Source organism: Pseudodesulfovibrio sp. 7M6, assembly GCF_050058625.1.
GTDB classification, from domain to species: domain Bacteria; phylum Desulfobacterota; class Desulfovibrionia; order Desulfovibrionales; family Desulfovibrionaceae; genus Pseudodesulfovibrio; species Pseudodesulfovibrio salinus.
This window is the reverse complement of sequence record NZ_CP188816.1, coordinates 3,778,250-3,792,600: the sequence shown is the minus strand read 5'-3', so window position 1 is coordinate 3,792,600 and position 14,351 is coordinate 3,778,250. Positions and strand designations below refer to the sequence as shown.

Below are 14,351 nucleotides of genomic sequence, written 5' to 3'. Positions count from 1 at the left end.
CTATTTCAAGAGGTCGGCTATTTTTCCGGCCAACCCGGTCATCTCTTCCGGGGAATCATAGGAGGACTGGGCCCAAAGTTTCAGGCCGTCATCCGAGAACCTCGGGATGAGATGAAAATGCGCATGGGGCACCATCTGCCCGGCAGCTTCATAGTTGTTCTGCATCACGTTCAACCCGTCAGCGCCCGTGGCCGCCATAATGGCCTTGCCCACCTTGCCCAACGCTTCGAGCAGATCGTTTCCCAGCCCGGACGGGATGTCCATAAGCGTGGGGTAATGATCCTTGGGCAAAACCAGAGCGTGGCCCGCGTTCACGGGGGCGATATCGAGAAAGGCCAGACAGGTCTCGGTCTCGTAGACCTTGGCGCAGGGAATTTCCCCGGCCACGATCTTGCAGAAAATACACTCCGAATCCTTGATCGTCATCATATCTCCCTCTTTGCCGCAGGCAGGCCCAAACCGGGGATGAACCCGCTGCCGACCACGCTTTGCAACAAAGACCTTTTCTTACTTAGCCACATTCTTAACCGGGAAATTCAGTTAAATCAAGTCTGTCGATTCATCTTTCTCTAAAAAATACGAACAGGCTTGCGGAACGTAAGTCTAGAAAATATCTTGAAATTCGGCAAGTTGCCAATGTTCCCCATGTGTTAGGAACTACTTGCCGGACAAATTGCTTTTATTACAAAAGGTTGGGACCGCAATATTCATCGGACGCTATACCCTTGCAGCTAGCGCCAAACAACCGCTCAATGCCACAGGCGCGGAAACCCGGCGGCCGAAAACGGGAAGACCGGGACTAGCTGCCCGGGTGGAATTCGGGAACCAGGCGGTGCAGGAGCCCGCGGATGCGATCGCCATCGCACTCGTCGGAAGCTCGCAACAGATCGGCAATGACCTGCTCCAGTTCTTCCAGGTCCGGCGGTGTGTCGCTGCCCAGGACAAGAATTTTGTCATGTTCGGTACGCACGATGTTTTCGCCTTCGGTAATCAGCTCCTCATAGAGCTTTTCCCCCTCGCGCAGCCCGGTGTAGACAATGGATATGTCCACGTCCGGTTCCTTACCGGAAAGCCGGATGAGATCACGCGCCATATCGGCGATTTTGACGGGCACGCCCATATCCAGAACGAAAATTTCTCCGCCGGTTCCCTTCTCGCCCATGCTGCCTGCCTGGAGAATGAGCTGGGAGGCTTCGGCAATGGACATGAAATAGCGGGTCACTTCCGGGTGGGTCACGGTAACCGGTCCGCCCGCTTCGATTTGATGTCGGAAAAGCGGAACCACGGAGCCGCTGGAGCCGACCACATTGCCGAAACGCACGGCCATGAAGCGGGTACCCCGGCCGTTGAGAGACTGCATGAGCAGTTCGGTGACACGCTTGGACGCGCCCATAACGTTGGTGGGGCGCACGGCCTTGTCCGTGCTGACCACCACGAACCGCTCCACCCCGGAATCCACGGCCACCTCCATGACGGTCCGCGAACCCTGGATGTTGTTGCGCACCGCCTGCCAGGGGTTGCGCTCCAGCATGGGCACATGTTTGTACGCCGCGGCGTGAAAGACCACATCGGGCCGGTGTTCGGCGAAAACCCGGCGCATCAGGTCCGAGTCTGCAATAGAACCGAGCACCGTGGAATAGTTGGTGAACCCGAAGCCGTGATGCAGTTCCATCTGGATTTCATAAAGATTGTATTCGCTCGAATCCACCAGCACCACATGGCCGGGGGCAAAGCGGATAATCTGGCGGCACAGCTCGGAACCGATGGACCCGCCGCAGCCGGTGATCAAAACGGTACGGCCCGAGAGGTAGCCCTGGATGCGCCCTGTATCGAGGCTGACGGGCGAGCGTCCCAGCAGGTCGAGATAATCGATCTCGCGCAGGGTGGCGATGTCCACCTTGCCGTCCATGATCTCGGTCATGGCGGGTAAAATCTTGTAGGGAATGCCGGACGCCTTGCAGGTTTCCACAATGCGCCGCATCTGTTCGGCCGAGGCCTCGGATACGGCGATGAACACCTCCTCCACATTGCCCCGCTCGCCGACGCTGCGCAGGTCGGCCACCTTGCCGAGCACCGGCTTGCCGTGAATGGTCCGCCCCCGCTTGGCCGGATTGTCGTCCAGAAATCCCAGCAGCCGGTATTGGGCCGGATTTGCATTCAGCTCCCGGCTGATCTTCTCGGCCAGGCTCCCCGCCCCGACCACCAGCACGGTCTTCCGGTCCTCGGCATAGGCCACGTGCGTCGCCTTGCGGCTGAAAAGGGCACGGATGGAGAGCCGAAGCCCGGAGCAGAGCACCAGCGTAAGCACCCAGTCGAAAACGAAGATGGAGCGGGGCACGCCGATGAATGAAAAACGGAAAAGAACAAAGGAAATGAGCACCAGACTCTGAAGGCCCGTGACCCGAAGCAGCTTCCAGTAGTCGTCCAGGCTGGTATAGCGCCACATGCCCCGATACAAACCGAACGTAAGGAAAATGACCGCCTTGAAAGTCAGGACATACTTGATCATCCCCTTGTACTGGATGAAATATCCGGCGGGTATGTCGAAATCGAACCGGAAGGAATAGGCGGCCAGCAGGGATACGGTGAAAATCACCATATCCGCCAGAAACATGACGTAGAAGTTGACGTTGCGCAGGTTCGGCAGGTTCAGCTTCATGCGGCGCATCCCCTGATGACGTTCGCGATGCGGGTCAGGTCCGCCTCTGTCAGGGCCGAGCCGGAAGGCAGGCACAGGCCGCGCGCGAAAAGGTCCTCGCACACCTCGCCGCCCGTGCACGGCACGTCGGCAAAGACCGGCTGAAGATGCATGGGTTTCCACACGGGCCGGGACTCGATGTTCTCCGCCTCCAGGGCCAGACGGACCTCCTCGGGCGTTGCGCCGAACGCCGGATCGAGCAGCATGACCGTCAGCCAGCGGTTGGCCTTGCCATAGCCGGCCTCGGGCATAAAGGAGACGGGCAGATCGCACAGGGCGTGCTCGTACCAGGCCGCTATCTCCCGCCGCCGGGCCACGAACCCGTCGAGCATGGTCAGCTGCCCCAGGCCTATGGCCGCGGAGATGTTGGACATGCGGTAGTTGTAGCCGAGGGTGGTGTGCTCGTAGTGCGGCGCGGCATCCCGCGCCTGCTGGGAGAGCCGCCGGGCCTCGGCCACGAAGTCGCCGTCGTCGCTGGCCAGCATCCCGCCCCCGCTGGTGGTGATGATCTTGTTGCCATTGAAGGAATAGATAGCCGCGTCGCCGCCGCGTCCGGCCGCGCGCCCCCTGTAGGTCGCGCCCACGGCCTCAGCCGCGTCGATGACCAGGGGAATGCCGCGCGGCTCGCAAATGGCCCGGATGGCGTCGTAGTCCGCGCACTGGCCATAGAGATCGGTGGGAATGACGGCAGCCACACGACGTCCGGCAGCCTCTTCGGCATCAATGGCCTTGGCCAGCAGCCGGGGATCCATGTTCCAGGACTCGGGATCACTGTCCACAAAATGGAGACCGGCTCCCTGATAGGAAGCGGAGGTCACCGAACCTATGAAGGTCAGGTCCGATGCCAGGACCACGTCGCCGGGACCCACGCCGAGCATTCTGAAAGCAAGATGAATGGCCGCCGTGCCGCTGGAAACGGCCAGGCAATGGGCAAAACCGGTCAGTTCGCAGAACGCCTCTTCAAAGGCCGCCAGCTGCGGACCAGCCGGGGCAATGAAGTTGGCGTCGAATGCCGCATGTATATATTCGAGCTCCCGCCCGCCCATGTGGGGAGGGGAGAGAAAGATGCGATCCGTGGTTCCCATCGTCGCTCCTTGATGTAATCTATGCCCCGCATCAGCTACCCCGTTCCTCGAAATGCGTCAATCTCGAAGGATTCCGGCCATTGATTCTTGCTATTTTCTGTGCCAGTTATGGGGCGCGAAAAACCTCAATCCGCAACGGGAGGCAAGCCATGTCCGTTCTCTTTCTCGGCAAGCGGGACAACCCCTATGCCGCCGACGCCGCCGTTCTCGTATCCCAACTTTTCCCGGATACCACCGTGGTCTTCACCGCATCCGGCGAGCGCCCTCCCGAGGAACTGCGCGACTGGAGCGGCGACTGGATATTCTCCTACCTCTGCCAGTGGGTGGTCCCCCAATGGCTCCTGGACAAGGCGGGCAAGGGTGCCCTGAATTTTCACCCCGGCCCGCCCCAATATCCCGGCATCGGCTGCACCAATTTCGCCATCTACAACGGCGAAACCGAGTTCGGCGTCACCTGCCACCACATGGCCGCCAGAGTGGACACCGGCAATGTCGTGGCCGTAAGCCGTTTCCCGCTCTTCCCGGAAGACAGCGTCCTGTCCCTGACCAAGCGGTGCTACGCGCACATAGCCTGGCTCTTCAACGACATCGTCTGCCGCATCCATGCCGGGGAGCCGCTGCCCCAGTCCGACGAGCACTGGACCCGCAAGCCCTACACCCGCAAGGAACTGCACGAGATGTGCCGCCTGGAGTTCGACATGGACGAAACGGAAATCAAACGCCGCGTCCGGGCCACCACCTTCCCGAACATGCCCGGCCCTTACTTTGAAGTAATGGGCCGCCGCTATATTCAGGAAGGCTCTCGCCCCGTGCCGGACTAAGGCGGACACAGGCAAACAGGCCGGCGCACTCCGGCCTGTCCGGCCTCAACCGCTTTGCTTTGCAGTCACTCCGCCGCCCTTGACGCGCTTTGCCGCCGCGAGATATTCCACCGGCAAAACCATGAACTTCCAGCAGCCCGACCGACCGGCAGGGAGGCGTGTCCTCCATTCCATCGGCCATCCTCGGCTGTGCACACAGTTGCATCAGGCCGGGGAACCGGCTATGCGCCTTCCATTGCAAGGAGATATTCAATGAGCATGACAGCGATACTTTTCCCCGGACAGGGATCACAGGAGCAAGGAATGGGCCGGGACGTGGCCGAAAGCAACGCCGAAGCCCTGGACCTGTGGAAACTGGCCGAGGCCGAATCCGGCCTGCCCCTGCGCGAAATATACTGGGACGGCGAGGCCGGTGACATGGCTGACACCCGCGCCCTGCAACCCGCATTGACCGTGACCAACATCACCCTGTGGCTGGCGGCCAAATCGCGGATATCCCCTTCGGCCACGGCCGGTCACTCGCTGGGCGAGTTCGCCTCCCTGGCCGCGGCAGGCGCGCTCTCGCCCAAGGACGCGGTCCGGGCCGTTGTTTTGCGCGGCCGCCTCATGGCCGAGGCGGGCGGCGAGGGGCACGGCATGGCCGCCATAGTCAAGCTGCCGCAGGCAACGGCAGAGGCCATCGTGGCCGACGCGGCCCAAGCCACCGGCAGGGAACTGCGCATCGCCAACTACAATTCTCCGGCCCAGTTCGTCATCAGTGGTGAAAAGCAAGCCCTGGACCACGCGGCCGAAGCCGTCAAGGCGGCCAAGGGCCGGGCCATCCCGCTGGCTGTATCCGGCGCGTTCCACAGTCCGCTCATCCAGGGCGCGGCCGATGAATTCGCCACCTTCCTGGCCGGTCTGGACTGGCACGCCCCCGCCTTTCCCGTCTATCACAACGCCACCGCCCTGCCGGAGCCCGATCCCGCCAACATCATGGGTGTGATGCAGCGCCAGATGACATCCTCAGTGCTCTGGATCCAGACGCTCCAGTCGCTCTACACCGCCGGGGTCCGCCGCTTTGTCGAGGTCGGCCCCAAGAACGTGCTGGCCAAGCTGCTCAAGCCGAACATCAAGGACCTGGGCGAGGACTGGACCGGCGAAGGCGTGGGCAGCCTGGAACAGGCCGAGGCTTTGTAACGGATACCGCCATGACCGCACTCCACGGCATTATCGGCTGGCCCCTGGGCCACACCATGAGCCCCGCCCTGCACAACTGGGGATTTGAACAGCTCGGTATCGATGCCTGTTACGAGGCCTTTCCCCTGGAACCGGATGAACTGCCCGTCTTCATGGAGCAGGTGCGCAGCGGCGAAATCCGCGGCCTGAGCGTGACCATTCCGCACAAACGGGCGGTCATGCCCTACCTGGACCGAACCACGGACCGGGCCCGCCGTGTGGGCGCAGTCAATACCCTGTTCTGGGAAGGAGACGCGCTGTGCGGCGAAAACACCGACGTCATCGGCCTGGTGGCCCCTTTGCGCAAGCTTGCCTCCCTGCCGGATGCCGCACTGGTGCTGGGAGCCGGAGGCGCGGCACGGGCCGCCGTGGCCGGGTTGCTGGAGCTGGGTGTGCCCGACGTTGCCGTGGCCAATCGCACACGGACAAAGGCCGAAGCCCTGGCTGCCGACTTCTCCATCCGGTTCGTGGACTGGGAACAGCGCATGGACGAGAAGGTCGGACTGATCTGCAACACCACGCCGCTCGGCATGTCCGGCACAATGGAGGCGCTCAGCCCCTGGGACAAAGACCGCTTCCCCGCAGACTGCGTGGCCTACGACATCGTCTACAATCCCCTGGAAACCCACTTTCTGCGTGATGCCCGCGCTGCCGGATGCACCGCCATCTCGGGTCTGGAAATGTTTCTGCACCAGGGACTGGCCCAATTCCGGCTGTGGACCGGCCGGGATATGGACGAAGACGGAGCGCGGAGGCTCCTGCTCAAGACATTGCAAACACGGCGGACCGCTTGAACAGCGCAATTTTTTTGCCTACAAAAGAGCAATAAAAAAACATGAAGGTGAATCTTATGTCCAATCTGCGAAAATCATTTCTGTACCTGGCCCTTGCCGCCGTTCTGCTTCTGGGATTTGGCAGCGGACGCTCCTTTGCCGGAGCGGAACCCAACCCCGCAGTCATCATGGATACCTCCATGGGACGAATCATCATCATGCTCTACCCGGACAGCGCGCCAATTACCGTCAAAAACTTTTTGCGCTACGTGGACGAAGGGTTTTACAACGGCACCATCTTTCACCGCATCGTGAAAATGGAAATCGACAAGCATAGTGATGCAAATAAAAAGAAACAGCAGGCCATTAATATTGTCCAAGGCGGCGGTTACAATTTTCCTTTGGAAAGAAAGATGCCCCTTTGGGATTTCATCCCCCTCGAAACAGGCCTGGAAAACACGAAGGGAACCATCGCCATGGCACGAGGCGGTTCTCCCAACACTGCTCAATGTGAATTCTTTTTCAATGCCGAAGATAACCCGGGGCTCGACACCATGACCGTTACCCGCCATATGACCGATGTTCTTAAAGACACCAGCCGCAATAGACAGACAAATACAATTCGCGCCGGCTACTGCGCCTTTGGCAAGGTCATCCGCGGCATGGATGTGGTGGAAAAGATGCTCGACGTCAAAACGGAACGTGTGGGGCAACATCTGAACGTGCCAACCAAGCCGATCTTCATCAAAAAGATATACCGGGCACGCTAGTCCCTACCAGATAAAGCACAAGGGCGGTCCATGACGGACCGCCCTTTTTTATCTTACAAATTCCCAGTGGAAAAGCGTTTACAAGAGACTGACCTCCCCCGCGCATTCCAAAAACAAATCCCATACGGAACGCAAGTCGGCCACAACATTCACCGAAACCTCGTCCAAAATCTCCGGAGTCAGCCCAAGGCGGTCGGCTACAACCCGGGACGGTGCATAGTTCAGCCCGTCCAGACCAAGACCTACGCCGATCATCTTTGCCAGCGCGTTGCCTATGTGCACGAGGTCCAGAACCGTATCGGGATGCGGAGCTTCTTCCGGACGCAGATGGTAGCGGACCACGCTGACCAGGGCCGTCGGCAACCTCCATTTCTCAAGAAGCAGCGCGCCCACCTCGGCGTGGTTCACACCCAGGACCTCGTCTTCGGCCCGGTCAAAATCCATTCCCTGATCCACCAGATCAAATATGGGCTGCACATCCACCTCCACATAGGCACCGAGCAGGATCTTTCCCAACCCGGAAAGCAGTCCGGCCGTAAAAACGTACTCCGGAACATCCAGTTCCAGGACCTTTCCCAGCTCACACGCGGCCAGAGCCACGGCCACCGAATGCTGCAGGTGCATATTGGGGGCAAGGTCGTACCCCTCAACCTTGCAAACATAGGTGGGTGCCACGCCGGTGGAAATAACGAATTGCAGCATCTTCGCCGACCCCAGCTGCCGGATGGCCGCCTCGGCCGTCAAAAGCGGGTTGCGGCTGCTGAAAAAGGATGCATTGACGATTTTCAGGAGATTGGCCGTAAGACCGGGATCATACTGGATGATACGGGCCAACTGTTCCAGATCCGCATCGGGATCGTTCAGCAATACTGAAGCCTTAGGGGCAAACGACGGAATCGCAACCACCTCGGCCACTTTGGTCAGGATAGCCTCGCGCCGGGTCATAACTCCTTCTCCTTTCCCAGGGATCGCACCACCACGCGGCCGGTATCCATGTGCAGAAACATGGTGCGGGGAATGGTGCCACCCACATCCTTCCCGGACAGGGAAACCTCGTTCCGCTCCATCAGCTTGCACAGGGCTTCCCAGTTGCGCACCCCGGTGTTGAACAGGGTGTCGCCGCGCATGTTCGCACCGCCCGCGGCCTTGAAGATCAGCCGGTCCCTGTGTGCGCCAAGCTCCACCAGGACCCTGACCATTTTGGTCACGCCGGTGTTGACGAACATAAAGGGCTTGTCCTCGGCCCGATGCCTGGAGTTGAAGGCCGATGGGAGCAGACAGTGAACCAGACCGCCGATACAGGCCTTGGGATCGTACGCCGTCACTCCGAGGCAGGAACCCAGGGAATAGGTGACGATGACGTCCTCGCTCCTTCGGGAGGATTTCATGTCCGAGATGGTGACGACGAGAAGGCCCATGCCGATCCTGTTGCGCCTGCCGCGCGGTTTTACGGTGTTCTCTTCACCGTTCCCATACACCATGTAGGCGGCTGACGCCACCCATCACAGCTTTCGGCAAAGGGAAAGGATCAGGATTGGGCGGAATCTTCGAACTGCATCTGGTAGAGACGTTCGTAGAGCGGACAGGAGACGAGCAACTCGGCGTGGGTCCCCGAATCGATCACGTGCCCCTTTTCCATAACCACGATGCGGTCCGCGGTCAGAATGGTGGACAGCCGGTGGGCGATGACGATGGAGGTACGGCCCTGCATGAGGTTCTCAAGCGCCTTCTGGACCACTCGCTCGGACTCGGTGTCCAGGGCACTGGTGGCCTCATCAAGAATGAGCAGGGGCGGGTTCTTCATGATGGCCCGGGCAATGGTCAGCCGCTGTTTCTGGCCACCGGAGATCTTGACCCCGCCTTCGCCGACAACGGTGTCGTAACCGCCCGGCATCTCCTGGATGAACTCGTGGGCATAGGCGCCCCGGGCGGCTTCCTCCACCTCGGCCTGCTCAAAGGACTCGCGGGCATAGGCGATGTTGTCGGTGACCGTGGAATTGAAAAGGAAAGTGTCCTGCGAGACCAGTCCAAGCTTCAGGCGCAACCCGGCCAGCCGGTAGTCGGCCAGGGGACGGCCGTTGAGCCGGATCTCCCCCTCCTGCGGATCGTAGAAGCGGGGAATGAGGTTGACCAGGGTGCTCTTGCCCGATCCGCTGGGGCCGACGATGGCAAGACGCTGCCCGGCCTTGATGGTCAGGGATACGCCGTCCAGCGCCGGAGCCGGGCAACCGGGATAGGTGAAACGGATATCGGAAAAGGAAAGTTCCTCGAAGAAGCCGTCGAACTCCACGTCACCATCGTCCTCCACCCGAATTTCCGGGGAATCGAGGATATCGAAGACCCGCTCCGCACCAGCCAGTCCCTGCTGAATCTCGTTGTTGGACATGTTGATCTTCTTTATGGGCTCGTAAAGCTGGACCATGCAGATCAGAAAGGCGGTGAGGTCGCCCGGTGTCATCTCGCCGGAGATGACCCTGGACCCTCCGATCCACAGCACGGCCGCCCCTGCCGCCGCGGAAACGAAATCCATGACCCGCGAGGAGATCTCGCTGTAAAAAATCTGGCGGATGATAATCTTGGTCAGGCTCTTGTTTTCGGCTTCGAAACGCAGGTCCTCACGCAATTCGTTGGCAAAGGCCTTGATGACCTTGATGCCGGAGAATGACTCCTCCAAGACCACGTTGACCCCGGACAGCTCGGCCTGCATCTTCCGCCCGTACTTGCGGACCTTCTTGCCGAACCAGACGATGGGGTAGAAGGCGACGGGCATGACCACCAGCGACCAGAAAGCGAGGTAGGCATCCAGATAGACCACCGTGCCGATGAGACCTATGAGGGTAAATATCTGGCGCACGAACATGATGACGCTGGGCAGGCACTGGCGCACGGCCACCACGTCGTTGACGATGCGGCTCATGAGCATCCCGATCTCGCTTTCGGCAAAAAAGGGCATGGGCAGCCTGATTATCTTGTGGAACAGGTCACGCCGCATGTCGCGCAGGACGATAATGCCCGTGGAGTTCATGACGTAGACCTGGGTGAACTGAAAGATGCCCTTGAGCACGATGAGCCCGACCAGTCCCACGATGCACATCTTGAGTGCGGGCATGTCCTTGGCCACCAGCACCTGATCGGTGACGTACTTGGTCAGCCACGCCAGGGCCGGGGCAATGGGCGCATAGAGGAGCATGGCGACGACGGCGATTGCCACGCGCAGCTTGTAGGGGGAGAAATAGCTGATGCTCCGGCGGAGCATGTAGCGGTTTCCCATGTAGTGCAGTTTGGTGTCGCGGGCCAAGTCGTCTCCTTTACGGCGGCAGGCCTTCCGTGCGCTGCCCAGCCCTGTGTAAATGGTCGGGGCGGTTTCGTAAAGGCAAAGGACTTGCTTTTCGCCACGATTTCACCAAGGCTGCCGGAATGACACAACAGCCGCTGGCCGTTCTGGCCGACATTCACGGCAATGCCTGGGCGCTCCGGGCCGTGCTGGCCGATGCGAAAACGCGGGGAATCACCCGGTTCGCCAATCTCGGCGACACCTTCTACGGCCCGCTCGATCCGCAGGGCACCAGGGATATACTCCGCAACAATCCAATGCCGACCGTGCTGGGCAACCAGGATCGCATCCTGCTTGAGGGCGGCCCCGAGTGGGCGGACAACCCTCACTTTAAAGCCGCACTTGCGGGCATCGGCCCGGAAGGGCTCGCCTGGCTGCGTTCCCTGCCCGCCATGCTCCGGCTGGACGACAGCGTCCTTCTCTGCCACGGCACACCGCGCCATGATGCCAAATACCTGCTGGAGGATGTGACGACCGGACTTCCGACCATGCGCCCATGCGAGGCGGTCAGGGAGGACCTGCTCCCCGAAGCGGACGGGTGCACCCTGATCCTGGCCGGGCACAGCCACCATCCCGGCAGACTGGACTGTCCTCCGTTTACAGTGGTGAATCCGGGTTCCGTGGGGCTTCCCGCCTATGACGACGACACCCCGCCCCACGCCATGGCCTCCGGTACGCCCCATGCCAGATACGCCATTGCCTCGCCCGCCGGGAACCAATGGGATGTCCAATTCATATCCGTCACCTACGACTGGCAGGCCGCCGCAGCCCGGGCAAGGCAAAACAGCCGCGAAGACTGGGCGCGCTGGCTGACCTCGGGGAAGGCCTGATTCGTCAGCTTCGGTTGTTTTTGATACGGCCAAAGAGAGGGAACAACGAGAGGAGCTGGATGGCTATAACAAAAACTTCATACCCAAATAAGGTTTCACCATCATAATGGTAAGACTCTTTTGGTCGGTCTGTGTTTTTGTGTACTGAATATCCTTGTATGCTGCGGCATTTTTCTGGCAACGCGTGACAGGGAACTTACATTGACCATGGGCGTTTTCATTTTGGCATGCACGGTTGCGGGGACATTACGAACGTTCTTGACGGAATACCATATCGCTCGACGAAACGCCGACGAGGAATAAATACGTGGAGTTCCCTTGGGGACTCCATGTTATGTAACTGATTAAGATCAAAGTACTGTGGCCGGACTGGGCTTTGAGGGGAAGTGAAACAGTGCTGACAGGATTCATTCAATCCGGGGAGGATGCGCTGCTAAGACTTCGCTCGTCAACGAATAAGGCCAAAGCAACGGTTATGCCTGCATCCCGAAGGGAAATATCGGCTTCCTGGAGCTTCATTCCGTCGAGTGCCGCTCACTTGAGTATCTTCAGTCCGCCCACTCCCAGGAATAAATTTGCAGCAATTATGCCGCGCTTGGCTGCAAGACAAAAAGGTCGGGCCAACAAATCGAAGTGATTCTTCTCTGGACTTTTTTTAGAATATTTCCCAGACTATCGCCACGATGACTATTATCGATGTGGACCGGTCGTGCAGGGACACATCGGGAACAGACTCGCACGGTCCGATTTGGCAGGCATGAAAGCGTTGCGCCGCACCCCACTCTTTTCCTTGCCGGTCCTGACTTTTACGGTCTTGGCCGCCCTGCTGCTGTGCGCCGCGCCTGCCCTTGCCATATCCTCCCAGGCATGGTTCACCAAAGGCCACGCCGAATTCCACGAACTGCTCAAAAACAAAAGCAAAGCCAAATACCGGTCCAATTGGGACAAGGTGGCCAGCAATTTCACGTCCTGCCTCAAGCAGGACCCGGACGGCTCCTTTGCGCCCAAGGCCCTCTATTACCTGGGCAGGGTCCAGGAAGAGCTGGGAATGCGCAGCGGCCGCAAGTCGGACTTCCGCCGGGCCGAGGACTACTTCGGCCGGGTCATAGCCCGCTACCCCAGGCACGGCTGGGCCGATGACTGCCTGTACCGCCGGGCGCAGATTCGCGTGTCGCGGCTGGCCGAATACGACGCGGCCCGGCTTGATCTGGCCAGGATCATCGTGGAATATCCCCGTTCCGACATGCGCTCCAAGGCGGATGACGCACTGCGCAAACTGGGCAAGTACAAGTGGGCCGTTGCCGAAATTTCCACCCATCCCTCCACCCGGAAGAAAAGCGGCCTGGACGCCGTGGTGGCCAAGGCCGAATCACGCTCCGGCACCCCGCCCACGACCAAGCCGTCCGAAACGGCTGTCCGTGCCAAGGACCCATCCGGACTGGCCCACCTGGATACCGTGCGCTTCAAGTCCAGCGACAACTATACCCGCGTGGTCCTGGAACTGGACGATCAGGTCAAGTACCGCTACCAGGTGCTCAAACCCAATGCCGCAATGAACCGGCCCCACCGGCTCTACATCGATCTCGAGGATTCCCGCCTGGGTCATGACGTAAAGAGCGCGACCACCGTTTCCGACGGCATCCTCCGCTCCATCCGCTCCAGCCAGTACAATAAAGACACCACCCGCGTGGTCCTCGATTTTCTGTCCATGCAGGACTACAAGATTTTCCCGCTCTTCAACCCGTTCCGCATCGTCATCGACGTCTATTCGCCCGAAGAGGGAAACACCGCGCCGACCGTCGCCAAGAGCGCCAGGCCGGTGGAGCCGCACCACACCACGGCGGACAGCAAGTACCGCCCGCCCAAGGAAAGCAAACAGCACGCCGACGAATTGCTGGAACAGCTCGGGCTGACCGTGCGCACCATCATGATCGACGCGGGACACGGCGGCAAAGACCCCGGCGCACACGGCCACGGGCTGCGGGAAAAGGACATCAATCTGCGCTTTGCCCTGCTCCTGGGCAAAATGCTGGCCAAAAAGGGCTTCAACGTCATCTACACCCGCACCACGGATGTGTTCATCCCTCTGGAGCAGCGCACGGCCATGGCCAATGTGAAAAAGGCGGACCTGTTCGTCTCCATCCACTGCAACGCCAGCCGGTCCACCTCCGCCAACGGGCTGGAAACCTACAGCCTGAACCTTGCCAAATCCAAGGACGCCGTACGCATCGCCGCGCGTGAAAACGCGGTGGACCCGCGCTCCATCTCGGACCTCCAGTTCATCCTGACCGATCTGATGGTCAACTCCAAGATCAAGGAAAGCCGGGATCTTGCCTCGGACGTCCAGACAAAGACCCTCACCCGCGTCCGCCGCAAATGGAGCCAGCGGAACCGGGGCACGCGCGAAGCCCCCTTCTACGTGCTCATGGGTGCCAAAATGCCCTCCATCCTGGTCGAGCTCGGCTACATTACCAACCGCACCGAGGCCAAACGCCTCAATTCCTCGGCCTACCAGCAGTACATGGCCCAGGGCATCATCGACGGCATCATGGCCTACAAGAGCAAGATCGAGCGTTACGCGCTCAAGTAGCTCCCTCCCAATTCTTCCGACACGACTGACAGGATGCCCAAGGGGGACTCCTGATCGCACCCACATCTCTAGGCCCCGTACACGGCCCACATGACCGCGCTTTATCCATCATCCGTCTCGTCACTCTCGCCACCGCCCTTTAGCCGTCATCCGCTCTTCGCATCTCATGATCCTGTCTTGACAAACTCCCGTTCTCAGGTGCATATATCAATTTATCCGTATATTGAGATTT

12 protein-coding genes are annotated in these 14,351 nt (G+C 60.0%); 6 read left to right on the top strand and 6 right to left on the bottom strand.

Features of this window, described 5'->3' with window-relative positions; genetic code table 11:
* From ACI0FG_RS17655 to ACI0FG_RS17645, 3 genes are all read right to left on the bottom strand, one after another.
* A complete protein-coding gene (locus ACI0FG_RS17655; protein ID WP_419788410.1) occupies window positions 1-426 on the bottom strand; it encodes an HIT family protein in 426 nt (141 codons plus the stop codon).
* A gap of 373 nt (window positions 427-799) precedes the next feature.
* On the bottom strand, window positions 800-2,659 hold the full coding sequence (locus tag ACI0FG_RS17650) for a polysaccharide biosynthesis protein (RefSeq protein ID WP_419786329.1): 1,860 nt from the start codon (window positions 2,657-2,659) through the stop codon (window positions 800-802).
* On the bottom strand, window positions 2,656-3,783 hold the full coding sequence (locus ACI0FG_RS17645) for a DegT/DnrJ/EryC1/StrS family aminotransferase (protein WP_419786328.1): 1,128 nt from the start codon (window positions 3,781-3,783) through the stop codon (window positions 2,656-2,658). Before ACI0FG_RS17645 ends, ACI0FG_RS17650 begins: the two co-directional genes overlap by 4 nt.
* Before the next feature lie 149 nt (window positions 3,784-3,932).
* On the opposite strand from ACI0FG_RS17645, the gene ACI0FG_RS17640 reads away from it, so the two are divergent.
* The 4 genes from ACI0FG_RS17640 to ACI0FG_RS17625 all read left to right on the top strand — a co-directional run bounded on the left by ACI0FG_RS17640 (window position 3,933) and on the right by ACI0FG_RS17625 (window position 7,365).
* A complete protein-coding gene (locus ACI0FG_RS17640) occupies window positions 3,933-4,604 on the top strand; it encodes a formyltransferase family protein (protein WP_419786327.1) in 672 nt (223 codons plus the stop codon).
* Window positions 4,605-4,856: 252 nt separating this feature from the next.
* On the top strand, window positions 4,857-5,783 hold the full coding sequence (locus ACI0FG_RS17635) for an ACP S-malonyltransferase (protein WP_419786326.1): 927 nt from the start codon (window positions 4,857-4,859) through the stop codon (window positions 5,781-5,783).
* A gap of 11 nt (window positions 5,784-5,794) precedes the next feature.
* Window positions 5,795-6,616 (top strand): shikimate dehydrogenase, encoded by an 822-nt coding sequence (gene aroE / locus ACI0FG_RS17630; RefSeq protein WP_419786325.1) that lies wholly within the window; start codon window positions 5,795-5,797, stop codon window positions 6,614-6,616.
* A gap of 41 nt (window positions 6,617-6,657) precedes the next feature.
* Window positions 6,658-7,365 carry a peptidylprolyl isomerase gene (locus tag ACI0FG_RS17625; RefSeq protein WP_419786324.1) on the top strand — a complete coding sequence of 236 codons (708 nt, stop codon included), beginning with the start codon at window positions 6,658-6,660 and terminating at the stop codon, window positions 7,363-7,365.
* A gap of 78 nt (window positions 7,366-7,443) precedes the next feature.
* Here the strand turns inward: ACI0FG_RS17625 and ACI0FG_RS17620 are convergent, their stop codons facing one another.
* The 3 genes from ACI0FG_RS17620 to ACI0FG_RS17610 are packed head-to-tail and all read right to left on the bottom strand — an operon-like array spanning window position 7,444 to window position 10,663.
* Window positions 7,444-8,310 carry an HDOD domain-containing protein gene (locus tag ACI0FG_RS17620; protein ID WP_419786323.1) on the bottom strand — a complete coding sequence of 289 codons (867 nt, stop codon included), beginning with the start codon at window positions 8,308-8,310 and terminating at the stop codon, window positions 7,444-7,446.
* Window positions 8,307-8,864: a chemotaxis protein CheD gene (locus ACI0FG_RS17615; RefSeq protein ID WP_419786322.1), complete on the bottom strand. Its 558-nt coding sequence runs from the start codon at window positions 8,862-8,864 to the stop codon at window positions 8,307-8,309. The genes ACI0FG_RS17620 and ACI0FG_RS17615 overlap by 4 nt, the downstream gene beginning before the upstream one ends.
* 29 nt (window positions 8,865-8,893) lie before the next feature.
* A complete protein-coding gene (locus ACI0FG_RS17610; protein ID WP_419786321.1) occupies window positions 8,894-10,663 on the bottom strand; it encodes an ABC transporter ATP-binding protein in 1,770 nt (589 codons plus the stop codon).
* Between the two features lie 119 nt (window positions 10,664-10,782).
* Here ACI0FG_RS17610 and ACI0FG_RS17605 point away from each other — a divergent pair, with 119 nt between their 5' ends.
* On the top strand, window positions 10,783-11,529 hold the full coding sequence (locus tag ACI0FG_RS17605; protein WP_419786320.1) for a metallophosphoesterase family protein: 747 nt from the start codon (window positions 10,783-10,785) through the stop codon (window positions 11,527-11,529).
* A gap of 757 nt (window positions 11,530-12,286) precedes the next feature.
* Entirely contained in the window at window positions 12,287-14,119 is a 1,833-nt protein-coding gene (locus tag ACI0FG_RS17600; protein ID WP_419786319.1) for an N-acetylmuramoyl-L-alanine amidase, read from the top strand.
* The last annotated feature ends 232 nt before the right edge of the window (window positions 14,120-14,351 follow it).